The sequence below is a fragment of the Nocardiopsis sp. iso_25 genome (assembly GCF_056173305.1).
The window spans coordinates 6249629-6271967 of sequence record NZ_CM149667.1 but is presented as its reverse complement, the minus strand read 5'-3'; the positions used below and the strand labels follow the sequence as shown (position 1 = coordinate 6271967).

General features: G+C 68.8%; 25 protein-coding genes, 1 tRNA gene and 1 pseudogene. 16 read left to right on the top strand and 11 right to left on the bottom strand.

What is annotated here, in order from left to right; translation table 11 throughout:
- The first annotated feature begins 63 nt into the window (after window positions 1–63).
- Window positions 64–729 carry an NAD(P)H oxidoreductase gene (locus AC0VX6_RS27085; RefSeq protein WP_274975300.1) on the top strand — a complete coding sequence of 222 codons (666 nt, stop codon included), beginning with the start codon at window positions 64–66 and terminating at the stop codon, window positions 727–729.
- Between the two features lie 182 nt (window positions 730–911).
- Here AC0VX6_RS27085 and AC0VX6_RS27080 read toward each other — a convergent pair whose 3' ends face one another.
- The 4 genes from AC0VX6_RS27080 to AC0VX6_RS27065 form a co-directional block, all read right to left on the bottom strand.
- Window positions 912–1499, bottom strand: coding sequence for a hypothetical protein (locus AC0VX6_RS27080; protein WP_212642317.1), 588 nt, complete (start codon window positions 1497–1499; stop codon window positions 912–914).
- 50 nt (window positions 1500–1549) lie between these two features.
- Window positions 1550–2257: a hypothetical protein gene (locus AC0VX6_RS27075; RefSeq protein WP_212642318.1), complete on the bottom strand. Its 708-nt coding sequence runs from the start codon at window positions 2255–2257 to the stop codon at window positions 1550–1552.
- 360 nt (window positions 2258–2617) lie between these two features.
- Window positions 2618–3991, bottom strand: a complete 1374-nt coding sequence (locus AC0VX6_RS27070; protein WP_274975299.1) for a sensor histidine kinase — start codon at window positions 3989–3991, stop codon at window positions 2618–2620.
- Window positions 3988–4653: a response regulator transcription factor gene (locus AC0VX6_RS27065; protein ID WP_212642320.1), complete on the bottom strand. Its 666-nt coding sequence runs from the start codon at window positions 4651–4653 to the stop codon at window positions 3988–3990. The genes AC0VX6_RS27070 and AC0VX6_RS27065 overlap by 4 nt, the downstream gene beginning before the upstream one ends.
- Window positions 4654–4825: 172 nt before the next feature.
- On the opposite strand from AC0VX6_RS27065, the gene AC0VX6_RS27060 reads away from it, so the two are divergent.
- Window positions 4826–5557, top strand: coding sequence for a PepSY domain-containing protein (locus AC0VX6_RS27060; protein WP_274978272.1), 732 nt, complete (start codon window positions 4826–4828; stop codon window positions 5555–5557).
- Window positions 5558–5845: 288 nt separating this feature from the next.
- Here the strand turns inward: AC0VX6_RS27060 and AC0VX6_RS27055 are convergent, their stop codons facing one another.
- Window positions 5846–6967, bottom strand: coding sequence for an IS630 family transposase (locus AC0VX6_RS27055; RefSeq protein ID WP_212642420.1), 1122 nt, complete (start codon window positions 6965–6967; stop codon window positions 5846–5848).
- A 115-nt stretch (window positions 6968–7082) separates the two neighbouring features.
- On the opposite strand from AC0VX6_RS27055, the gene AC0VX6_RS27050 reads away from it, so the two are divergent.
- Window positions 7083–8006: a helix-turn-helix transcriptional regulator gene (locus AC0VX6_RS27050; protein WP_475466716.1), complete on the top strand. Its 924-nt coding sequence runs from the start codon at window positions 7083–7085 to the stop codon at window positions 8004–8006.
- Window positions 8007–8152: 146 nt separating this feature from the next.
- A complete protein-coding gene (locus AC0VX6_RS27045) occupies window positions 8153–9139 on the top strand; it encodes a hypothetical protein (protein ID WP_475466714.1) in 987 nt (328 codons plus the stop codon).
- 365 nt (window positions 9140–9504) lie between these two features.
- Here AC0VX6_RS27045 and AC0VX6_RS27040 read toward each other — a convergent pair whose 3' ends face one another.
- Complete coding sequence (locus AC0VX6_RS27040; protein WP_475466712.1) at window positions 9505–9684, bottom strand: hypothetical protein; 180 nt, start codon at window positions 9682–9684, stop codon at window positions 9505–9507.
- A gap of 171 nt (window positions 9685–9855) precedes the next feature.
- Here AC0VX6_RS27040 and AC0VX6_RS27035 point away from each other — a divergent pair.
- Window positions 9856–10023, top strand: a pseudogene (locus tag AC0VX6_RS27035) (site-specific integrase); the annotation flags it as partial.
- A gap of 1003 nt (window positions 10024–11026) precedes the next feature.
- Window positions 11027–11755, top strand: a complete 729-nt coding sequence (locus AC0VX6_RS27030) for a hypothetical protein (protein WP_475466710.1) — start codon at window positions 11027–11029, stop codon at window positions 11753–11755.
- A 36-nt stretch (window positions 11756–11791) separates the two neighbouring features.
- On the opposite strand, the gene AC0VX6_RS27025 is transcribed toward AC0VX6_RS27030, so the two are convergent.
- The gene (locus tag AC0VX6_RS27025; RefSeq protein ID WP_475466708.1) at window positions 11792–12523 is read right to left on the bottom strand and encodes a helix-turn-helix domain-containing protein; all 732 of its coding nucleotides are present in this window, start codon (window positions 12521–12523) and stop codon (window positions 11792–11794) included.
- Between the two features lie 302 nt (window positions 12524–12825).
- Between AC0VX6_RS27025 and AC0VX6_RS27020 the strand changes: the two genes are divergently transcribed.
- The 4 genes from AC0VX6_RS27020 (at window position 12826) to AC0VX6_RS27005 (ending at window position 14506) form a co-directional block, all read left to right on the top strand.
- A complete protein-coding gene (locus AC0VX6_RS27020) occupies window positions 12826–12954 on the top strand; it encodes a hypothetical protein (RefSeq protein ID WP_475466707.1) in 129 nt (42 codons plus the stop codon).
- The gene (locus AC0VX6_RS27015) at window positions 12951–13220 is read left to right on the top strand and encodes a hypothetical protein (RefSeq protein WP_378667108.1); all 270 of its coding nucleotides are present in this window, start codon (window positions 12951–12953) and stop codon (window positions 13218–13220) included. The genes AC0VX6_RS27020 and AC0VX6_RS27015 overlap by 4 nt, the downstream gene beginning before the upstream one ends.
- 238 nt (window positions 13221–13458) lie before the next feature.
- On the top strand, window positions 13459–13944 hold the full coding sequence (locus tag AC0VX6_RS27010) for a GntR family transcriptional regulator (RefSeq protein WP_475466705.1): 486 nt from the start codon (window positions 13459–13461) through the stop codon (window positions 13942–13944).
- A 49-nt stretch (window positions 13945–13993) separates the two neighbouring features.
- Window positions 13994–14506, top strand: coding sequence for an HD domain-containing protein (locus AC0VX6_RS27005; protein ID WP_475469452.1), 513 nt, complete (start codon window positions 13994–13996; stop codon window positions 14504–14506).
- Between the two features lie 4 nt (window positions 14507–14510).
- On the opposite strand, the gene AC0VX6_RS27000 is transcribed toward AC0VX6_RS27005, so the two are convergent.
- The 3 genes from AC0VX6_RS27000 to AC0VX6_RS26990 are packed head-to-tail and all read right to left on the bottom strand — an operon-like array spanning window position 14511 to window position 16293.
- The gene (locus AC0VX6_RS27000) at window positions 14511–14984 is read right to left on the bottom strand and encodes an NUDIX hydrolase (protein ID WP_475466704.1); all 474 of its coding nucleotides are present in this window, start codon (window positions 14982–14984) and stop codon (window positions 14511–14513) included.
- A 55-nt stretch (window positions 14985–15039) separates the two neighbouring features.
- Complete coding sequence (locus tag AC0VX6_RS26995; protein WP_475466702.1) at window positions 15040–15540, bottom strand: Clp protease N-terminal domain-containing protein; 501 nt, start codon at window positions 15538–15540, stop codon at window positions 15040–15042.
- Window positions 15541–15555: 15 nt separating this feature from the next.
- Window positions 15556–16293, bottom strand: a complete 738-nt coding sequence (locus tag AC0VX6_RS26990) for a DUF5919 domain-containing protein (protein ID WP_475466701.1) — start codon at window positions 16291–16293, stop codon at window positions 15556–15558.
- Between the two features lie 288 nt (window positions 16294–16581).
- On the opposite strand from AC0VX6_RS26990, the gene AC0VX6_RS26985 reads away from it, so the two are divergent.
- The 6 genes from AC0VX6_RS26985 to AC0VX6_RS26960 all read left to right on the top strand — a co-directional run bounded on the left by AC0VX6_RS26985 (window position 16582) and on the right by AC0VX6_RS26960 (window position 22049).
- Complete coding sequence (locus AC0VX6_RS26985; protein ID WP_071622985.1) at window positions 16582–16986, top strand: plasmid replication, integration and excision activator; 405 nt, start codon at window positions 16582–16584, stop codon at window positions 16984–16986.
- A 100-nt stretch (window positions 16987–17086) separates the two neighbouring features.
- A complete protein-coding gene (locus AC0VX6_RS26980; protein WP_061081025.1) occupies window positions 17087–17341 on the top strand; it encodes a hypothetical protein in 255 nt (84 codons plus the stop codon).
- Window positions 17338–18768, top strand: coding sequence for a cell division protein FtsK (locus AC0VX6_RS26975; protein ID WP_475466699.1), 1431 nt, complete (start codon window positions 17338–17340; stop codon window positions 18766–18768). Before AC0VX6_RS26980 ends, AC0VX6_RS26975 begins: the two co-directional genes overlap by 4 nt.
- Window positions 18769–18976: 208 nt before the next feature.
- Window positions 18977–20662, top strand: a complete 1686-nt coding sequence (locus AC0VX6_RS26970; RefSeq protein WP_475466697.1) for a replication initiator — start codon at window positions 18977–18979, stop codon at window positions 20660–20662.
- A complete protein-coding gene (locus AC0VX6_RS26965; RefSeq protein WP_378811106.1) occupies window positions 20662–20886 on the top strand; it encodes a helix-turn-helix domain-containing protein in 225 nt (74 codons plus the stop codon). The genes AC0VX6_RS26970 and AC0VX6_RS26965 overlap by 1 nt, the downstream gene beginning before the upstream one ends.
- Window positions 20886–22049 carry a tyrosine-type recombinase/integrase gene (locus AC0VX6_RS26960; protein WP_475466696.1) on the top strand — a complete coding sequence of 388 codons (1164 nt, stop codon included), beginning with the start codon at window positions 20886–20888 and terminating at the stop codon, window positions 22047–22049. The genes AC0VX6_RS26965 and AC0VX6_RS26960 overlap by 1 nt, the downstream gene beginning before the upstream one ends.
- Before the next feature lie 83 nt (window positions 22050–22132).
- Here AC0VX6_RS26960 and AC0VX6_RS26955 read toward each other — a convergent pair.
- Window positions 22133–22206, bottom strand: a tRNA-Gly gene (locus AC0VX6_RS26955).
- Window positions 22207–22339: the final 133 nt, after the last annotated feature.

Here is a 22339-nt window from a genome sequence, read left to right as displayed (position 1 = left end):
ACGCCAAAGAAACAGAGCTTTTCGGCTATGGAACGTCCACGTCCGCTGGTCTGTACTGGGTTCATGAACCAAGAGCCCTTCACAGCCTCCGACTCCTTCGAGCCCTCCGGGCCCGTCACGCCGACCGGACGCACCGCCCTGGTCGTGTTCGCCCACCACCGCCCGGACTCCCTGACCGCCGCCGTGGCCGCACGGGCCGCTGCGCGCCTGGAGGAGGCCGGGTACCGCGTCGACCTGCTCGACCTGCACGCCGAGGGGTTCGACCCCCGCAACAGCGAGGCCGACGAACCCGACTACGGCAACCGGGACAAGGTCTACTCCGACGAGGTGCACGCACACATCCGCCGCGTCCACGCCGCCGAACTCATCGTCCCCGTCTTCCCCGTGTGGTGGTACGGGCTGCCGGCCCTGCTCAAGGGCTGGATCGACCGCGTGTGGAACTACGGCCTCGCGTACGGCCGCAGCAAGTCCCCCATGGCGGGCAAGCGGATGCTGTGGCTGGCCCTGGCCGGGCTCACCGATGGGGAACAGAACGCGGACCTGGTGTTCGGCCTGCTCGACGGACCCCTGCGCCGGGGGATCTCGGAGTACTGCGGGATCTTCGACGTCCACACGGCCGCGCTGTTCGACAGCGAGGCCCAGGACCTGTCCGGTGCGGCCCGGGAACGCCACTACCGGGAGCTGTTCGCCGAGGCCGACGCGGTGGTCGACAAGCTCCTCGCCGGATGAGCCGACCGGTGGGGCCGACCGCTTCCCATGGGGCCGCCCGGGCCCCGTCCGGGGGACGCGGACCCGCCCACGGGTCCCCGCCGAGGGGGCGGCCCGCGGCCGCGCACCGGGAGGGGCCGCCCCCGCGCTCGGCGGTGGGCGGCCCCTCCCGGACCGGAACGGCTCACGGCGGCCGCGCGCCGTCAGGTGTTGGTGTTGACCAGGTGCTCCACGAAGGAGCGGTAGTCGCGCAGGGCCACCCGGAGCGACTCGGTGTCCGTGCCCTCTCCCTCGTTCCACGCGGAGCGCAGCGCGGAGCGGCGCTCCTCGATCTCCGCGACCACGGCGTCGGCGACCTCCGCCGCCAGCGCGTCGGCCTCGCGCACGGCACCGTGGGGGTCGTCGACGAACTTGCCCTGCGTCGCGTTCCAGCGCTCCCGGACGCGTTCGAGCTTCGCGCCCCGCGACCGGGGCCCGTCCGCCGCGTCGGGGCGGTCCGCTCCGGTGCCCGGCTGCTCCGGCACCCTGCCCGGCGCGGTTCCGCGTCCACCCGGCCTGGCGTGTCCGGAGGGCCCGGGGCCGGTCTGGTCACCGCCGACGGAACCCGTGCGGTCGGGACCGGGAGCGCCGACGGGCCCGGGGCCGGTCCCGCGTCCGGGGTCGTTCACCTCGGCGTCGACGGTCACCGGCTCCGCGGTACGGGGGCCGGTCGCGGTTCCGGGCGTCCGCGCCCGGTACTGGTCCGATTCGGTCTCCCGGTTCGTGCCGGGACCGGGTACGCGTTCCACCATGTCCGCCTCCTCGTGTCGTCGGTTCCTGGGAGAGAAGCTGCCGGGGCCGGTCACAGACCCGCCTCCGGTCCCCTCTCCCGGTGCGGCCGCTCCACGGCGGCGCGCTCCGTGCCCGCGGCCGGAGCGGTGTGGTCGACAGCGGTCCGCCCCGCGCCGGGGTTCCGGTCCGTCGTGCCGTCGGCCGTCGGCAGGCCGCCCAGCAGGGACTCCACCAGGCCGCGGTAGGACACCAGCTCCTCGCGCAGGTGCTCGGTGCCGCTCTGGCCCGCCTCCGCGGAGCGCCCGGTGGCGTGCGCGCGGCGGAACCCGGTGACCGCGGCGGAGTGGTCCACCGACAGGTCGTCGAGGCGCTGGTCGAAGGCGGACTCACCGTCGGCCGCGGACGCGGGGCCGGGGTAGCCGCGGTCGGCCATGATCGCCTCCACCAGTCCGCGGGCGTCGCGGACGGCGCGGACGGGATCGTCGACGAACTCCTGCTGCACCGCGGCCCACGTCTGGGTGTGCGCCGCGCGCTGCTGGTCGCTCAGCTCGCGGAGCGTCATGTTGTCGCGGCGGCGGAGCCTCTCGGACAGGTCGTTCTCGGCGGCCGCCCTGTTGCCGTGGACCTCCACGGCTCGGTCGTACTCGGCGCCGAAGCGCTTCTTCAGCCGGGCGGTGCGCCGGGCCGGAAGGATCGAGGACCGCGCGGCGATCGCGATTCCTCCGGCGATGACGACCACCACCACTAAGGCGATGATGACAATTATTCCGGTCTCCATCGGAGCACCTCCTGCCATATCGCACTGCCCCCCAAGGCCCGCCCAAAACTCGGTCACGGTTCGGTCAGACGACCGTGGGGGGCGTACGCGCAGGTGAGGGAGGTTGCGGCGATATCACGGGACTGTCACGGAGGGTGGGGATTGCGGCCTCCCCGCGTAGTGTGCACCGGCGTGCGCCACTCACCGGACCGGACGTGCGCACACGCCGGAACGCGCTCTCCCTTTCCGGTGGAATTCCCGTTCCCGCCCTTCGCGGCGAAGGGTTCCCGGTGAAGGGGAATTCCACCGGGGGAGGCCCGTGTGGACGGCGAACACGCCCCGAGCCGCCGCGCACGCGGCCCCGGCCCCGCGCGGAGCCGGTCAGGGCGTAGGGCGCGGGAGGGTGATCGTGACGACGGTGCCGGAGGGGCCGCTGTCGATGCCCACCTCACCACCCTGGGCCTCGACCAGGGAACGCACGACCGACAGGCCGAGCCCCGAGGTGCGTCCCGATCCGGTGGTGCGCGTGGTGACGAACGGTTCGAACACGTGGGGGAGCACCTCGGCGCTGATCCCCGGACCGTCGTCGGCCACGGTGAGGGAGATCGTGTCCCCGCCGCCGCGTGCGGTCACGGTGGCCCGGGTGCCGGGCGGGTTGTGGTCGACGGCGTTGGCGGTGAGGTTGGCCAGGCACTGCTCCAGGCGCGACTGGTCGCCGAGCAGGACGTCCGGCGGCGGCTCCTCCAGGGTGACGGCGTCGGCGTGCGGCAGGGCGTCGAGCCGGGCCCGCACGTCGTGGAACAGGTCGGGCAGGAACACGGCATCGACGCGGACGTCGATCTCGTCGCCGCCGCGGGCCACCGCCATGAGGTCCTCCAGCACGCGGCGCAGGCGGTCGAGTTCGGCGCGCACGACCGCCGCCTCCGCGGTGCCCAGCAGCTCCAGGTGCCCCTCGGCGACCGAGAGGGGGGTGCGCACCTCGTGGGAGATCGCGGCCAGGTACCGGCGCCGGTTGCTGTCGGCCTGCTCGATGCGGGTCAGCATCTGGTTGATCTCGGTGGCCAGTTCGGCGATCTCGTCGCGGGTGGCGGGCACCGGGACGCGGGTGGCCAGGTCGGCCGGCGAGATGGCCTTGGCCGCGTCGGAGACCTCCCGCACGGGGCCCAGGGTGCGCCGCACGACCAGCCACAGCACGACCCCTCCGCCGACCACGCCGATCGCCCCGGCGAGCCCGGCCCACAGCAGGACGGTGGCCGCCGTGTCGCGGGTGGAGTCGAGCGGGGCGGCGACGGTGACGACGGCCAGGGTGTCACCGGCGTCGTCCACCACCCGGGTGTCGAGCACCCGGAGCGGCCCCGCGTCGGTGTCGAGCGTGCGGAGGGTCCCGGGTTCGGCCTCGGGGGCGTCGCCGCCGCGCATGAGGCCCGCGACGCGCGAGGGGCCCCCGGTGCTCTGCAGCCGCACGTCGTTGACGGTCACCAGCGTCACGTGGCGGGCTCCGCTGGGGCGTACGGCGAGCGCCTGGCGGGCGGCGCGCTCGGCCTCCGGGCCCGAGACCACGCCGTCGAGCCCGGCGGCGGCGGGCAGCCGCCCGTCGAGGGCGTCGCCGACCAGCGCCGACTCCTCGCGCAGCAGGCTGTCAATGTCGGCCAGGCCCGACACGCGCACCAGTTCGTAGGTGAGCAGGGCGACGCCGCCGATGACCAGGGCCATGACCAGCAGCGACCGCAGGACCACCCGGCCGGTGAGGCTCACCGCGCGCCGTCCCCGAGCCGGTACCCGGCGCCGCGGACCGTCTGGATGCGCTCGCTGCCGAGCTTGCGGCGCAGCTGGCTGACGTAGACCTCCACCACGTTGGAGGCGCCTTCGAAGTCGTAGCCCCAGACCCGGTCCAGCAGCTGGGGCCGGGAGAAGACCTGCGTCGGGTGGCGGATGAGCACCTCCAGCAGCGCGAACTCACGCGCCGAGAGGTTGACGGTGCGCCCCTCCACCGAGGCGGTGCGCGCCCCGAGGTCGAGCACCACACCGCCCGCGGCCAGCACGTCGCCGCGTTCCTGGCCGCCGCCGCGCAGCCGGGCCCGCACGCGGGCCAGCAGCTCGCTCACGCTGAACGGCTTGACCATGTAGTCGTCGGCCCCGGCGTCGAGGTTGGCGACCCGGTCGCTCACGGCGTCCTTGGCGGTGAGCACGATCACCGGCACCGAGGGGCGGCGCGCGCGCAGCCGCCGCAACACCTCCTCACCCGGGATCCCCGGCAGCCCCAGGTCCAGCACGACGAGGTCGACGTCCGACGACAGCGCCATCGTCAACCCGTCGATCCCGTCGGCGGCGGTGAGCACCTGGTAACCGGCCGTCTCCAGCCCGCGCCGCACGAAGGAGACGATCCCCTCCTCGTCCTCCACCACCAGAATCGCCAAGGCCGTGCCCCTCCCCGTTTCCCCGTGTCGCCTCCCACCGTGGCGGAGGCCGCTGAACCGTTCCTGAGCGCAACATGAAGAAGGCCCTCATGTCGACCTCATGCCGCCATCATCGCGCCGCCGCATGCTGGGTGGTACACAGACCTTCGAGCACGTGAGCAAGGGATCCGCGATGCAGACCAAGACCATCATCATCCTCTCCTCCGCTGCCGCCGCCGGACTGCTGACCGTGGGCACGGTCGGCTACCTGGTCGCCGGCGACCCCGAGCAGGAGGTGGCCCCGATCGCGCTCACCGGCGTCACCGCCGGGACCGACTCCGAGACGGGCGGGAACGGGCAGTCGCAGCAGAGCGAGCCCTCGACCCGGACGGTCGACGGGCTGGAGCAGCTCGTGGGCGAGCTGCGCGCCGGGGACGACACCGACGACTGGTACGTGTCCGGGGTGGAGGTCGACTTCGGTCCGGAGGAGTGGCTGCTGACCAACCCCGAGCTGGAGGACTTCGACGGCAACGGCACCGTCGAGCCGCTCCTGGACGAGCTGCGCGGCCTGGAGGGCACCGAGGTCACCCTGGGCGTGCGCTACGAGGACGACGATGACGACGACGAGGGCGAGGACCGCGACGACGCCGACGTGTTCACCGTCAACGGCACGGCCTTCCGCGACACCGACGGGGGACCCGCCCCCTGGCAGAACACCGGTGAGCAGGCCGCGGCCGACCGCGAGACGGTCTCCGCCAACGCCGCCGCCGCGGTCGGCGAGGGCGCGACCACCGAGGACGTCGAGCGCCAGGACGAGGACGGCTGGGACGGCTGGGACGCCGAGGTGCGCGGCGCCGACGGCCAGGAGTACGAGGTCATCCTCGACGCCGCGGGCGAGGTCGTGGACGTGCGCGCCGAGGACTGACGGCCGCGGGACGCGTCCCCCGCGGAGACCGTCGGGGGTCGGCGCCTCGGGCGCGGTCGGGGCAGGCCGCGCCGGGGCGCCGACCCGTTCGCGCTCCCGGGGTGCCGCGCGGTGGTGACCGGGAACGGGACGGGGACGGGGGACGGCCCCGTGGTGCGCGGCGTCGCGCTGTCGGGACGTCGCCCCGCGGGGGACGGGGACAGCCCCGCGTTCCGCCGCGGACCCGCCCTAGGATCGGACCCGTGACCGCTCCTAGTGCCGTGGCCGGGAAGGTTCGCCCGGGTGCCCTCACGCCGCTACGGGTAGCGGTCGGCCTCCCCAACGAACACCCTTCTCGCTGCGTACCCGGGCGCGTTCACGGCGCTGGGCCGCGAGCACGTCCGGGTCGCGGGCGTTGGCGTTGCGCCACCGTAGATAGGCGTGCAGCGCCCGCGTTTGCACCGTGTGGTTGGGGTGGTGGGAGTTGGCGATGGTGAACTGGCGCAGCGGCCCGAAGTGCGCCTCGATCGGGTTGGCCCAGGAGGCGTAGGTGGGGGTGAAGCACAACTCGACCTTGTTGCGCTGGGCCCAGGAGCGGATCGTGGGGCCCTTGTGTGCGGACAGGTTGTCCATGATCACGTAGATGGGGGCGCCGTCCGGGCGGGCGGCCCGGATCGTCTTGAGCGCGGTGAGTGTGTTGGCTGCGCCCTTGCGCCGGTGGTTGATGCCCCACAGGGTGTCGTCTCCCACCGAGTAGCAGCCGTGGAAGTAGGTGACGCCATGGGTGCGCCGGTAGGTGGCCGGAAGGCGGTGCGGGCGGCTCTTGCGGGCCCAGCCCGTCCCGGCGGTGGGCCGGATGCCCAGCGGTCCGAACTCGTCGAAGGCGAAGACCCGGTCGGCGAAGTGCTCCATGACGTGCTCGATGCGGTCGAGTTTGGCATCGGCCTCGGGGTCGGGCGAGTCCTTCCAGGTCGTGGTGCGTTGGAAGGTGATGCCATGCCGGTGCAGGAGCGTTCGCAGGGTCTCGCGGCCCATGCGCAGGCCCGGTCCGGGCCGGTGGGCCAGGTGGGCGGCGAGTTTGCGCAGCGACCAGCGGGTGAAGGGCTGGCCGAGCTTGGTCGGGCGGGTGGTGGCCGTCTTCAGGACGAGGTCTTCCTCGTCGGGGGTGAGTAGGCGGGGACGGCCTCCCGCCCATTTAGGGTCCAGGCAGCTCAGCCCTTGGGTGTTGAAGGCGTGGATGACCTCGCGCACGGTCTTCTCATCAGCGGCGACCAGGCGGGCGATGACGGGGGCGGTGTTGCCGCTGGCCGAGGCCAGGATGATCATCGCTCGCCGGTAGCGGACGGTGTTGGTGCTGCCCCGGCGGACGATGCGTTGGAGTTTTTGGCCCTCGGGGTTGGTGAGTCTGCGGGCTTTGAGGGGTGCGGACACCGCGGTTCCCAGGGTTGACTGCTGGTGTTGCGGTCAACCCTGGCATCGATCACTGACCCGGGCGAACCTTCCCGGCCACAGCACTAGCCGATGGGAAACCGGCCTGCCCGCCCTCGTGCTGGCCGCCGCCGCCCTGCTCGGCGGCGCGGCGGGCCTGCTGATCGCGCCCCACGCCGCCGCCGTCGTCCTGGCCTCGACCCTCGTGCAACTGGGCGCCACCGCGCTGGGCTGGCGGCTCGGCGGCCGTTTCGCGGTGATGCCCGGCGTGGTCGCGGTCGTGACCCTGGGCATCGCCCTCGAACCCACCCTGCGCGAGCTGCTGCGGCTGGGCGCGGTCCCCTGGGCCGTCCTGGCGCTCGCCTTCGGCACCCTCAACCTGGTGCGGCGGGCCCGGAGCATGGCCGAGCTGGCCACCGGTGTGGTGCTGTTGTCAGCGGCCGCGGCCGTGTCGGCGTTCGTCACCGCGCGTGGCGGAGCCCCCTTGGTGCCGAGCCTGCTCGCCTCGTCTGTCCCGGTCCTGGGCGGCGCCCTGGTGGCCACCGTCCAGCGGCTCGACGAGGCACGCCGGGACAGGCTGTCGCGCCCCGCCGTCCCGCCGGTCCCCACCGGGGGCGACGCGGGGGACGCACGGCAGGCGCTCCTCCTGGTGGCGCTGCGGGCGGAGGGCATGTTGACGGCCGCGCGCGACGAGACCGCCGCGGCCCAGGCACGCGACCTGCGCACGGTCGCGCTACAGGGACTCAACGCGCCAGACGCCGCCTCCGGACCCCGGCTGACCGTGCGCATCGACGTGGCGCCCGCCGGAGCGGAGAAGGAGCAGCGGGCACCCGAACCCGACAGGCCCGAGACGCCGACCCTGTCGGAGCGCGAGGGCGAGATCGCGCGCCTGCTGACCACGGGCGCCTCCAACGCGCAGATCGCCCGCGAGCTCTACCTGAGCGAGGCCACCATCAAGGGGCACGTGTCCCGGATGATGCGCCGCTTCGACTGCGGCAACCGCACCCAGCTCGCCCTGATGGCCGCCCGGTGGTTCGGCTGAGGCGTCGGGCCCGGTGCGACTTTCGTCGTGACACGGCCCCACCGGGCGGTCCGTTCGTCGCGATCGGTCCCGCGGCACTGGATGCGGCGGCTGCCGGTCCCTAACTTCGGTGGCATCAGCCCTGTTCACCGAAGTGAAAGGCCGTCATGCGCCTGATCCCGCCCCTCGTCCTGCTGGTGCTCTCCCCGTTCGTCGGCGAGTACCTCCTGGGCAACATCACACCCGAGCCCTCCACGTGGGCCTTCATGCTGCTCCCGCTCGTCCTGCTGTACGGCGGGGGCGCCCTGCTCATCCGCGAGGTGGCCCGCCGACTGGGGCGCGGCTACCCCACCATGCTGGCCCTGGCCGTCGGCTACGGCCTCATCGAGGAGGGCATCGTGCTGGGGACCCTCTTCAACCGTGAGTACCTCGGGCTGGGGCTGCTGGAGTACGGCTGGACGCCCGCGCTCGGCACCAGCCCGGTGTGGTCGTTCTACGTGGTCGGCATCCACAGCGTGTGGAGCATCCTGGTGCCGATCGTGCTGGTCGAACTCCTCTTCCCCGCCCGTGCCCGCGAGCCCTGGCTGCGGGTGCCGGGCACCGTGGCCGTGGTCGTGGTCTACCTCCTGGGCGGCACGCTGCTCGGGCTCGGCAACTACTACACCTACCGGTTCTTCGCCTCTCCCGCGCAGGTCGCCGTGGTGCTGGCCCTGGTGGCGGTCTGCGTGGTGTGCGGACTGCTCCTGCGACCCGGCCGCGCGCGGGACGGGCGCGTGCCCCACCCCCTCGCCCCGGCGGCCGTGGCGCTGGTGTGCGGCAGCGGCTTCATCCTCGTCCAGGAGAACGGACTGGTCCCCGCCGCGGTCACGCTCGCGGTGATGTCCGTCCTGGCGCTCACCGCGGGCGCGGTGCTCCTCGTCAGCTCGGGTCGCGCGGGCTGGACGGTCCGCCACACCCTGGCCGCCGTCGCGGGCGCCGTGGCGACCTACTGCTGGGCGGGATTCATGATCCAGTTCGGGGTGCACGGGTACAGCACCTTCGGCCTGGTGGGGCAGCTCGTCTGCGTGGGTGTGGCCGTCGGGCTGGTGGCGCTCGCGTGGAGGCGTTCAGCCGTCACGGCCGCGTCGCCGTCCGGGGTCGCGTCACCGGCGTGAGAGCGGGCGGGCCCGGAACCCGGAGACGGCCCCCGGTGCGCGAAGCAGCTTCGCGCGGCAGGGGCCGCTGCCCGGACGGATACGCGACGGGCACGGGGTCTCGACGGGAGGAGCTACCGATGCCAAGGCCCCTGGGTGGGGATGGTGGGTGGCGACCACGAGGGGCTGCCCTGGTGCTTCCGCCAGTTCCACGGCGAAGGTCATGGGGGACTCGCAGAGGGCCTGTGCGTAGGTCGGCCGGTGCCGTACATGCCACCGGTAGCCGGTGCCGTCCACGGTGATGCTGCGAGAGCCCCTGCGGCCCAGTGCCATACGCGTCGCTCCCTACGCCGGGAGGGCACCGTACCCACTGCGGCGTGGCGGGCCTACGGCTCGGGTTCCTCCTCGGACGGAGGACGCTCTTGGTAGGCGCGGTACTGGGCCCACAGCTTGCGGTACACCACGACCGCGAACACCACGATGATCGCCCACGCGACAGTCATCCCGTAAGGCTTGCCGCCGAAGGCCGTCGGCGTCACCACGAGGACGACGTGTGTCGCGAACACGACGATCAGCACTATCAAGGGCCGCATTGACGGCCGTTCGGGTCCGGGCTGCATGGGGTGGGGGTCTCCCGCTCTGTGGGCGTGGGAATGCGTTGATGTCGGCCTCGCTGATGAGACAACCCGGACCTAACGCCTCGCGCAACCGTTGGCCTGTGAGGCGGCCGGGCAGGTCGCTCTGGGGACTCCGGTCCCCGTGCGGCGATGGTCTACCTCCACGCGCGCGACGAACGCGAACGTGGGATCGCGGACCGGCTGGGGGAGAGGGTGGCCGAGGAGCTGAGGGCGAACCGGGCCGAGGACGACGGCGGCGAACCGCCCTCCGCGCGTGCCCGCCACTGAGGTCGGCGTCCGCGCGTGTGGCACGGCGATCGGGACCAACCCCCGGAAAGCAGTTCGGCCAGGCGTTCGGAGAACCCCGAACGACCTGGCCGTCTGTGTGTCTGGAGCGGATGACGGGAATCGAACCCGCGTTATCAGCTTGGGAATTCGAGGCCGTGGAATCTGGATGACCTGCGAGTCCCTGACCTGCTGTGTCGTGGGCGGTTGCCGTCTGAATGACCGTGAGTCCCCGTCTGTTGCTATCCGAACGGGCACGCAACGGGCACGGGGTTTCGGTGGCTAGAGCTTCATGTGGTGGGCAGGCCCTGAGGTCTTCGGGGACCACCCGTGTGTGAGAGCGTTTCGAATGGCGGTGGAGACGATGCTCGGTGTCACGGGAACGGGAGGGGCGACCGACAGCCAGGATCCGGGGTGCGGGTGTTGGGTGGCGACCACGAGGGTCTGCCCTGGCGCTTCCGCCAGTTCCACGGCGAAGGTCATGGGGGACTCGCAGAGGGCCTGTGCGTAGGTTGGCCTACGTCGTACGCGCCATCGGTAGTTGATGCCGTCCACGGTGATGTGGCGGGACCCTTTGCGAACCAGTGCCATACGCGTCGCCTCCTGCGGTTGGAAAGGAATCGTATCCACTGTGAGGTAGAGCGTTCACGCACTCGGGGCGCTGCCCTGAGTAACCACAGCAGTGGGTTGCGATTCAGCCGGTCCGAGGTGCCCGGTAGCGCCGGTGCCAGCCGCCCAAGACAGTCGCATTCCGCTACCGGGTGCCTCGGGATCTGAGCACGTCAGAAGCCAATTTCTCTCGAACGGCAACCGTTCGTCCCTGGGTCGCGTCATGATGCCAAGTAGTACGGCCATCGGCCGCGCTCGGGACCGGGCGGCAGCCCGCAGCCCGAGCAGTGGCCGTAGGCCGCTGCGACGGCGCTTGCGCCGTCGCCTTGATCCCATACAGCTCAACTCGGCAACGGTCTTTTAATAGTTACATGAACCCCCATTTGATTGGATCAAAATGGTCATCAAAGTCAACCGCTCCCCCAAGTCAAACGATGAGGCTCTGCCTGGTTCTGTTTTTTACAAGGAAGATATGAAAAAAATATTTGAAACCCTAAACAGGCGTGGTCCTGATGGTGAAGCGAAAGTTAATGTGAAAATCAATGGGGGTGAGTATGAAATTGATGAATTGGATGATTTTGACGGTGAGGCACTGGAAGGAAAGAGGTTTCGCGATGTGAAATTTGAGGCTTCTCATGGAAAATCTTTGGTGGTGGTAGAGCTTCTTGCGGACTCGGGTCGTGTGTCTGAGATGCGTGATGAAGATGATGTGGTAATGACTGGGGTCTCAGAAAGGATCCAGGAGATTGCTAAAGAGCGGGAAAATCACCTTAAATTTGTCGGAGTCCTGTCGCTTCTAACGTTCGCAATGATTCCGCTCTACTCGCTGGCTGCAAGGCTTCTTGTCGACCCGATTGTTGCCACAACAAGCGCTCTAGGGTACCCGATTTCTGAAGAGCTCCTCCTTGATCAGGAGCTTCTTGGGTTCATATGTGCAATTTTCTACATTCCCGCAATGATCTTCGTTATGAAAAAGATGAAAATAAAAGGGAATGTTCTTGTAAACTCCCCCAAGGGAAAATCTCGGCTCTTTCGTGACAAGTTGATGGAAAATTGGCAGGTTAGCGCCTTTTGGGCGGTTGTGGGGGCCATTGTAGGGGCTTACTTTGGGCGTCTTTTGTCTTAGGTTATATGTCTCCTTGGGTTGTTGTGGGTAAGCCTGTTATTGGATCTTTTTTGATTCCCTCCACGCTAGTTCAAAGCTCTTCAAGTAAAGATCAGATATTTTTGACGAAGAGTTGCGATAGATCTCAATCACGGGTGATTTTGCGGCAGGGAGTCCGTATATATGTTGGTTGGTGAGGAGTTTCTTCTCTGTCAGGTAGATGGAGTTGTATAGGACGGTCGAATGTGTTCGAATCTCAATTCCATCGACGTCTAGAAGTGTTCGGAAGAGCAGTAGGGCGTTGTATGCCCTCGCTGCCAGGGCCTCTCCGATCTGCTCTTCTTGTCCGCGTCGCTTCACTGGTTGAGAATTTGGGTCTCCCAGAAGGATGCGGACGTTCACGCCATCGTGGGCTCGTGAGCCGATTAGGTTGAGCATTCCTGCGTCGTCGGCGAGGAACAGGCCGCTGTAGACCAGGATGCCGATCTCCTGTTCTGCTTCGTTGAACAGGTCCCACCACACTTTCCGAGGCACCTGCCAGCGGTGTGCGTAGACCCGCTGGACGTGCTCGGATGTAAGGGCGTGTGCTTCGTTTCCCTGGCTTTCTTGGGGCCAGAGGGTGTCTTCCTCGGTTTGGAGGAGGTCAGCCAGTGCCCAGCGGTGTCGGGGGTAGGGCCGTTGGCCGGAGAGCCAGCGGCGGACGGTCTTGGGGTCTACGCCGAGGTGTGCGGCCACGTCGATCTCGGTGAGTCGGGACGCGGCCAGTGCCTTGCGCAGTGCAGCGTTCACGTCGGTGCCCTCCGGGGTGCGGGGAACCGACGATAACAGAAGACGTCCCTAGACGTCCCTCAAGTTGTCCGATACGTGGTACACATGTCCGCTCACACAGAGCATCGTTCCCGCATGTAAGAGGACTCCGGCGCTTCCCGCCGTCTCGCCGTGAGTCTCACCCGAACTCACCAGGGGTGACCATGCGGAACCTGATCCCACACCTTCGGACACGCGGACCCACACGGCCCCGGGCCGCGAAGCCTTCACCATGCGCGAGACTCCCGTTCACTCCGCCACCTCCGGCGCATCCGGTTGCGCCGTTGGCGAGACTGGTCCGTCCCTACGTCGTGGACGGTACGAGGAGTCGTCCGGTGGAGCTGCCCGACCGGTCCCAGCTCGGTCTGGAACTGCTCCTGGAGATCTCCCGATTGGAGGCTGTCGCCGCATGAGTACCGGGGATGTCCCGAACACGCTCCTCCATGTCCTGCAACGCCACTACGCACAGCAGTGGTCGATCCGCCGCCACGGGGGCCTGTGGATCGCTACCGCCACCCGCCAGCAGATCACGCACGCGCCGACGCTGATCGAGGAGGACGTGGAGGTCTTCGTTCACCAGTTGGAGTATCCGCCTCCGGGGATCGGCAACTCCGAGCTGTCCAGTGAACGCCTCCGCGCAAGCGAGTCCCATGCCGAGACTGGCTTGCAGCAGAGATAAAAGCCGACCGTAGGCCGGTACCACCGCCTTCGTTGGTTGGTGCTGACTCTGCGGTTGGGGCGTCTGCTGGTGCCGACCGAGGGGGAAGGCTCTCGGGTCGGGTCGGCACCGGCGGGCGCCTACACGCCTCATACTTTTCTGCATGATCCACTAAGAAGTAGGTCTTGCACTTCGAAGTGAGTCCTGCACTTGGAAGTGAGTCTTGCGTTTTGCTGTGGTCGATCCGGGAGGAACCTGCTTGAGTCCGCGCACCCCGTGGGGGACGTACCACCAGATCGCGGAAGCTCTGCGCTCACGCATCACCGCAGGAAGCTTCGCCCCGGGTGACGCGCTTCCCTCCGAGGCGGCCTTGCGTCAGGAGTTCAGCGTCTCCCGCACCACCGTGCGCCGTGCCCTGGCCGAACTGGAAGCGGAGCGGCTGATCAAGGCTCTTCCGGGGACCGGCCGTGTCGTGTGCACCGTTGAGGAACGCGAGAGCGCACCTGCGGACGGAACACCTCCTGCCCAGTACCGGCGCATCGCCGCCGAGCTGCGAGAGCGCATCACCAGCGGGGACCTCGCTCCCGGTGACGCTCTGCCCAGTGAGGCCACCTTGGTCCGCCAGTACTCGGTGTCGCGCGGGACGGCCCGTCAGGCCCTCTCGGAGCTGGAGGGGACGGGGCTCGTCGTCGCGGTCCACGGCAAGGGCCGGTTCGTCAAAGGGGCCGAAACGACCGCGGGTTAGCCTGGTACATGTGGGACATGTTCACTGGGCGCGGGATCTCGCGCGAGAACTGCTCGAACAGCCGCTTCCCCGACGCTGGGCGCATTCCCAGGGGGTAGCCGAACAGGCGCGGTCCCTCCGAGGCGTGCTCGGCGCACATGCCGATCTGGTGGAAGCCTCCGCCTGGCTGCACGACATCGGGTACTCCCCGGACCTGGCGACCACGGGCTTTCATCCCCTCGACGGTGCCCGGTACCTGCGTGAGGTGCAGAAGGCTGATGAAGCCCTGGTCTCCCTGGTGGCCTACCACTCCTGCGCCGTGGTGGAAGCTGAGGAACGGGGCCTGCTCGCTTCGCTCAAGGACGAGTTCGACACCCCGCAGGATGACCTGCTGGACGCGCTCACCTACGCGGACATGACCACCGGCCCGGACGGCACACACCTGCCCGTGGAACGGCGGTTGTCAGAGATCCTGGAGCGCTACGCCCCCGAGGACCTGGTCCACCGCTCCATCACTCGCTCCTCGCCGCTGCTGACGGCGTCGGTGCGGGCCGTGGAACGCCGCCTGGCCGAGGCTGGCTGACCGTTCACCCGATGTGGGTGGGGCCTTCGCTGAGGAACTGGTCCACGCGCATGCGCATGGACCGGTCCATCCGGTACCCGGCCAACTCGGCCTTGGGCACCCAGACGACTTCCTTGGACTCGTCGCTCGGGGTCGGCTCACCCGCCAGCGGTCTGGCGGTGAACACCAACGAGAACTCCTGCCGGGCCTCGCCGTCTCTGGTGTAGTAGATGATGTGCCTCGGGTCGCTGTAGATGCCCACGATCCCGGTGATCTCGCACGTCACCCCGGTCTCTTCCAGCGTCTCGCGAACCGCGGCCTGGGGGACGGACTCGCCCAGGTCCACCGCGCCTCCGGGCACGGCCCAGTTGTCGTTGTCGGTGCGGCGGATCATCAGCACTTCGTCGCGGTGGTTGACCACGAATACGTTCACCGACGGGACGAGGCTGTTCGCGGTCGGGGCCTCGGGGTCGTCGTAGTAGTCAATCCGCTTACTCATGGACCTTCTCCCGGATGCAGCTTGTTGGGCTTTCCGGCGTGTGATGGAACGATGGCTACTCTTCTCCCATCAGTCGGAGTAGGGAGGCCTGGTCCTGGCCATGCTTCCGGCTGTGCTCCGCCAGGTCGTCCAGGGTTTGGCTTACGTGCTGAACGACCTTTTCAGGCGGGGTTCCCAGGTTCTCAAGGACTTCGGAGGCCATGTTGCGTTTCTTGCGCAAAAGCCCGAGAAGTATGTGTTCTGTACCGATGAAGTCGTGCTCTCGCTCCAGAGCGGCGTAAAGGGAGCCTTCCAACGCCTTCTTGGTCTCGGGAGCGAACCGTCGGTAGTTCCTGGCAATCCAGGCTTTTCGTCCCCCAAGACGTGTTACTTCTGTTCGAGCGGCCTCGTAGCCCACTCCAAGGGATGCCAACGTGCTGGCCGCGAGGCCGTTGCCTTCTTGGATCAGCCCTAGCAGCACGTGCCCACTGCTGATGCGTTTGTGCTTGAGGGTGACCGCTTCGTGCTGCGCGTGCACAACTACGTTCCGTGCCTGGTCGGTGAACCGTTCGAACATACCCCCAGTCTTGCATCAGTCGAGCGGGGTCGCCTCGGTCCAGACCTTCTCGTAGCTCTCCAGGTAGGTGCCGACCAGGCTCCCGCCTGGGATCTTGCGCAGGTGGAAGACGGGGGCCTCCGAGGCCATCGCGCCGTAGACGTGCGTGTTCACGATCAACTGATCATCGGCGCGGTAGATCGAGTTGTACAGCGTCGTCCCGTGGAGACGGAACTCCACCCCCGGCACCTGGCGCAACGACCGGTACAGCACGATGACGTTGCGGATCTTCGCGGCGAACAGCTCGTTCAAGCCCTCGTCCCGGCCGCGCTGGGCAACCGCCTCGCTGTCGGGGTCTCCCAAGAGGACACGCACGCGGACCCCGGCCTTGGCCTTGTCCGCCAGCAGCTTGATCATGCTCGGGTCGTCGGCCAGGAAGAACCCGCTGAAGACCAGGATCGAGATCTCCTGCTGCGCGCTCTCGAAGACGCGGCGCCACAGCTCGGTCGGCACGCTCCACCGGTGCGGGTAGATCTCCACGATCTCGCTCTGTGAGGCGGCCTGGCTCTGCTCAGGGGACAGGGCCTTGGGCCAGAGGTAGGTCTCCTCCACACCGAGGTAGGCCGCTGCCGCGAAGCGGTGACGGCGGTAGGGGGTGCGCCCCTGGGTGATCCAGCGCTCCACGCTCTTGGCGTCCACGCCGATCTCCTCGGCCAGGTCGGCCGGGGTGGCCCCGCGCTGGAGCAGCGCGGCTCGCAACCTCTCGTTCGGCATGTACCTCGGGGGTTCGCTGGATGTCTGGGGACGCGCTCACATTATCGAGACGTCCTGAACACGTCCAGCCATGTAGTGATCCCGTCCCGGCCCTGCCAGGGATGGTGGAACCCTCGCCGCCACCCGAGAGCGGCGGCGGACACGTCAACGACGAACAGGAGCGTGCGGCTACCACTGGTCGCTAGTTTCGATACATGCTATACATGTATCGATTCTCGGCTGAGGCGATCGCCTGCCGGTCGTGCCGAGGGTCGTGAACAGGACGAACAACGAGAAGAGGACTGCCCTATGGCTATTCAGGGTGCGTTGCCGGTGGCGTTCGGCACGGTGTTCCCCCACGGTGCCTTCGCCCTCGGGGTGGAGGCGATCACCGACTTCGAGACCAAGCGGCCCCAACTCGACAAGGACAGCGGGTTGCCGCTGTGGGCGGTGGACGTGATCGACGCCGACCCCGAGGCACGGGGCAAGGCCAAGTCGGTCAAGGTCAAGGTCGCCGCCGAGGTCTGCCCAACCCTGCCGGACGAGGTCCCCGGACTGCCGTTCCGGCCGATCGAGTTCGAGTCCATGGCGGTCATGCCCTACGTAGACGACTCCGGCCGTCGTCCCCGGGTGGCGTACTCGCTGCGCGCCCGTGGCGTGAAGGCTCCTGGTGCTGGTGGTCGCCGTGCCCCGGCTGCGAAGGATGCCGCCTGACCCCCATGTAAGCGGGGCGGCCTGGTGCGCCAACACCTCGGCCGCCCCTTGAACCCCTCCCCAAGCCGTTGCACAAGCTTCGTGAAGAGGTGTCTTCAGTATGTCCGATTACCCCCGTGACCTGTCCGGGCACAGCGGCCCGGAACTGGTCCGTCTGCTGCTGGACGCGACCAACCCCCCGCCCACCACCGACACCGAGCGTGCGGAGTTCTTCGACTTCAAGGCCCGGGTGTTCGCCACCCTCGCCGATCGTGAGGAGAACCCTACCGCCGCGACCTTCGCCGCCCGTGCCCGCTCCGACCGTGACCGGCTCCTGGCCCAGATCGAGAAGCAGAAGCGGGGTGGCCAGCGATGATGCGCCAACCCAAGATCGGTTCCGCTCAGTCCTCCCCGACCCTGCCCACCCCGGCCCAGGGGGTGCGGTGGACGACCCCGATCGTGGAAACCCCCGGAATCGTCGTGCTGGCCTCCTGGATCTGGCGGCTGGTCCGCTTCCTGGCCACTCTGCCGTTCCGGTTCCCGGTCATGGTCGCCTGCCTGACCGCCTCTGTCGGGGCCTGGTGGTGGTTCGACTGGCCTGGCCTAGCCTGCCTGTGGGGAGCCGCTGCGGTGGTGTCCCTGGTGTGGTGGCGGACCTGGCCGGACTCCTACCGGGCCTGCGTGACCCTGCGTCTGCTGGCGTGGTGGCGGCACCTGTTCGTGTACAAGAGGCACTGGCAGCCGGTGCTGGTGATCTCCGGGCTGGCCGAGTCCTACCAGGAACGCCGCTACCTGCCCCGTATCCGCCGGGTTCGGTGCAACTCCTGGGCCGACTACGTGCGCGTCTCCCTCGTCGCGGGCACCTCCCCGGCCGACTTCGAACACCGCGTCACCGAGCTGGCGCACGGCTTCGCCGCACCCTCCTGTCGCGTGGTCGTCAACGGGCCTCGGGACATCACGTTGGAGTTCCCCCGACGTGACAACTTGGCCGAACCCCTGGACGCCCTTCCGGTTCCGGACTCCCCGGACCTGGACGCGCTCCCGGTCGGCCAGCGCGAGGACGGCTCACCCTGGTTGCTGCGGTTGCACGGAACCCACGTGCTCGTGGTCGGGGTGACCGGGGCCGGCAAGGGATCGGTGATCTGGTCCACCATCCGCGCCATGCTCCCCGCCCTGTCAGACGGCACCGCGCAGGTGTGGGCGATCGACCCCAAGCGCATGGAACTGGCCTACGGCCGAGATCTGTTCGCGCACTACGCCGACACCGGCGAATCCGCGGTGGCCCTGCTGGAAAAGGCAGTGGCCTCGATGCAGGAGCGGGCCGAACGCTACGCGGGCAAACAGCGCTCCCACATCCCGACCACCGATGACCCGTTCGTCGTGGTGCTGCTCGATGAGGTCGCCTTTCTGACCGCCTACCACCCCGACCGCGACGTGCGCCGGAGAGCAGAGAACGCGATCGCCACCCTGACCTCGCAGGGGCGTTCGGTCGGCTTCGCCGTGCTGGCGGCGTTGCAGGACCCGCGCAAGGAGGTCATGAACCTGCGCAACCTCTTCCCGGACAAGGTCGCCCTGCGCCTGGACGAGGCGTCCCAGGTGGACATGGTCCTCGGTGAGGGAGCACGTGAACGGGGCGCGGAGGCCCATCTGATCGACCCTGCCTTGCCGGGGGTGGCCTACGTCCGTCTGGAGGGCTCACCGGCCCCAGTGCGGGTCCGCGCGGCCTACGTCTCGGACGAGGACATCACCGCCATGGCTGAGGGCTATTCGGTGGGCTCCTCCTCCGAGGACGAGGTGGTCTGATGCACGTGGGTTCTGCGTCGATGCGTGTACCAGATGGCCGCTATGCCCATCAGAGCAATCCATGTGCCAAGCCACAGCATTGCTGCCGTGAAGCTGACGAGCTGCGACAGCAACATCGTGGGAAGAGCACCGGATATGCAGGTCCAAAAGATGATGCGTTCGTGTCGCTCCATGCTTCGACCGTAGAGGCTGAACGGGGGTGGCTCTGATGCCAACTCCCACAGGCAAGAGCACTCGTGCTGAGCGTTTGGCCCAACCCTTGGCGAGGGAGGTCGCCGAACAGATCGCTGCCGACAAGGGGGTGTGCATACGGCCGGTCTCCCTAAGACGTACCGACATCGACACGGGCCAAACCGAGATCATCGACGTTCCGTGCGGGTCCACGCTGGAATCCCGTTGCCCGGCCTGCGCCAAGAGGAAGCGCAGCCTTCGCCGCTCCCAGTGCGAAGAGGGCTGGCACCTGGCCACCGAACCCGTGGTGACCCCTGATCCGCCCACCGAACAGCAACGGGCATGGGTGGAACAGCGGGCGATGGTCACCGCCGAACGGGATCGCCTCGCCGCCACTGGGGCCGCTGACCCGCAACAGCTCTCGGCGCTGGACGCGGCGATCGCGGACCTGGACGAGGAGATCACCGCCTCCGGCCTACGAGGATCGGTCACCCGCTCCGGCGACTCCTCGTCCTCGTCGGGGTCGCGTCGGGTGCGCTCGACCAAACGCCGTCAGGACGTGCCGGACCTGCCCAAGCGGCCCATGACGAGGAAGACGGTCGGGCGGGCCTTCACTGACCCTGCCTCGGGCAAGGTGTTTCGGCCCTCGCTGTTCATCACCCTGACGTTGGACTCCTATGGGCGGGTGCGCTCGGACGGGACCCCCGTTGACCCGACCATGTACGACTACCAGCGTGCTGCTCGGGACACGTTGCACTTCTCCAAGCTGGTGGACCGGTTCGTGCAGAACCTGCGCCGCGTGGCCGGGTTCGATGTGCAGTACTTCGCGGCCGTGGAACCCCAACGACGTCTGGCCCCGCACCTGCACATGGCCACACGCGGCACCATCCCCCGGGCGGAGCTGCGCCAGATCGCCGCCGCGACCTACCACCAGGTGTGGTGGCCTGCCGCCGACCGCGTCGTCTTCGACGGTGACCACCTACCGGTCTGGGACGAGGACAACGACACCTACCTCGATCCCACCACCGGGGAAGTCCTGCCTACCTGGGACGAGGCCCTGGACGCCCTCGACGACGACCCGGACGCGGAGCCTCATCACGTGGTGCGCTTCGGCCGTCAGGTGGACGCCAAAGGGGTCGTGGCGGGCTCGGCGGACGCGTCCCGGTGCGTGCGTTACCTGGCCAAGTACCTGACCAAGGACATCGCCGACTGCCACACCGTCGAAACAGTCCGGCAGGAACAGCACGTGGACCGGCTCCTCGATGCCCTGCGCTTCGAGCCGTGCTCGCCCCGGTGCTCGAACTGGCTGCGCTACGGCATCCAGCCGGACGAGGCCAAGGTCGGACAGCGCCCCGGGTTCTGCCGCTCCAAGGCGCATCGTCGCGAACACCTGGGCTACGCGGGCCGCCGCGTCCTGGTCTCACGCAAGTGGTCCGGCAAGACCCTGGCCGACCACAAGGCGGACCGCTTGGCCTGGGTCCTCAACGCCCTCGGCGTCGATCCGGCCAACGAGGGCCAGGGCGAGGAGGACACTCCGCGTCCCCCGGTGCTGGCCTCGGTCGCCTCGGGCTCCTTCGCCTGGGAACTGGCCCGACCCACCGACCCCGACGTGGCACCCCGTGAACAACGCCTCCTGCGCGCGGTGGGCGAAGCCCTCAAACGCCGCGCCCAACTCGACGCCGCTCGAACCCCCGTCCCCCCGGCAACGGAAAGGGCCGCCTGATGACCAGCAAGAAGACCCGTCTGACCGGCCGTCTCCTGACCGTCGCGCAGGCGGCCGAACGCCTCAACACCTCCGAGCGCTACCCCCGCCGCCTGATCGAGGAACGGCGCATCACCTTCGTCAGGGTCGGCCGCCACGTGCGCATCCCGGAATCGGCGCTGGACGAGTTCATCACCGCCGGTGTCGTGGAGCCGCTGCGGTCGCACACGAGGAGGGCCGCGTAGTGGCCGCGAAGAAGCGCCGGTTCGGCCGTATCCGCAAGCTCGCCTCCGGGCGCTACCAGGTCCGCTATCCGGGGCCGGACGGGATCGACCACCCCGCCCCGCACACCTTCGCGACGAAGAAGGAGGCGGACCGCTGGTTGGCCCTGCGAGAGGCCGAGATCAACCGTGACGGCTGGTGGGACCCCAACGCGGGCGAAGACCTCTTCTCCGAGTACGCGGCGGAGTGGGTGGACAACCGCGAACTCACCCCCAAGAGCCGCCGGACCTATGAGGACCTGCTCCGCCTCCACCTCAACCCCACGTTCGGCAACATGAGCCTGAAGGACATCCAGGAGGCCGACATCCGCAAGTGGCGGGCGGCCAAGCGCAGGAAGGCCCGGGGGAGGGGACAGGTCCCCAAGGCGTACCGGCTCATGCGGGCCGTGCTCAACACCGCCGTCAAGGACAAGCTGATCCGCGAGAACCCCTGCCAGATCGACGGCGCGGGCCAGGAGGACAGCGAGGAACGCCCGGTGCTGTCGGTGTCCCAGGTCTTCGAGCTGGCCGAGGCGATCAACCCCCGGTACCGGGCGCTGGTGCTGCTGGCGACGTTCGGCAGTCTGCGATGGGGAGAGCTGGCGGGCCTGCGCCGCCGACACCTCGACCTGGACAGGCGGACCGTGACCGTGCGGGAGACCGTCTACGACATCGGGACCCTGGAGAAGGGCAAACCCAAGTCCCGGGCGGGCGCCCGTACGGTGCGCCTCCCGTCGCTGATCCTCCCGGACCTGCGCCGCCACCTGGACGAGTACTCGGCTCCGGGGCCGAACGGCTTCGTGTTCGTCGGGGTGCGCGGCAACCAGCTCCGCCGGAGCAACTTCACGAAGTACTGGGCCGACGCCTGCGAGGCCGTGGGCCTGGAGGACGTCCACCTCCACGACCTTCGGCACACCGGCAACACCTACGCGGCCGAGGCCGGGGCGTCCCTGCGGGAGCTGATGAACCGGATGGGGCACTCCAGTCCCCGCGCGGCGATGATCTACCTCCACGCGCGCGACGAACGCGCTCAGGAGTTGGCCGACCGGTTGGGGGAGAAGGCAGCCGAGGAGCTGCGCCAGACCCGTGCGAGCCACGGCGAAAGCTCACCCTCTGCGGGTGCTGCGGTCCGAGCATCGGGCACGTAACGGGCACGCGGCCCGTACGGACCCCTAGAAACGCGTTAGGCCAGGTGTTCGGTTTTCACCGATCTACCTGGCCTTCTGCTGCGTGGAGCGGATGACGGGAATCGAACCCGCGTTATCAGCTTGGGAAGCTGAAGTTCTACCATTGAACTACATCCGCGCGGCACCGCCGGAAGAACCCGGCTGGCAACGGATGCCATCCTAGCCCAACTCCTGCCCGGGTGGGCAACTCGGCGCGGACCGCCACCCGGCCGGGGATCGCCGCTACGCTGCGTTGCCCCAGGCGGTAGGTT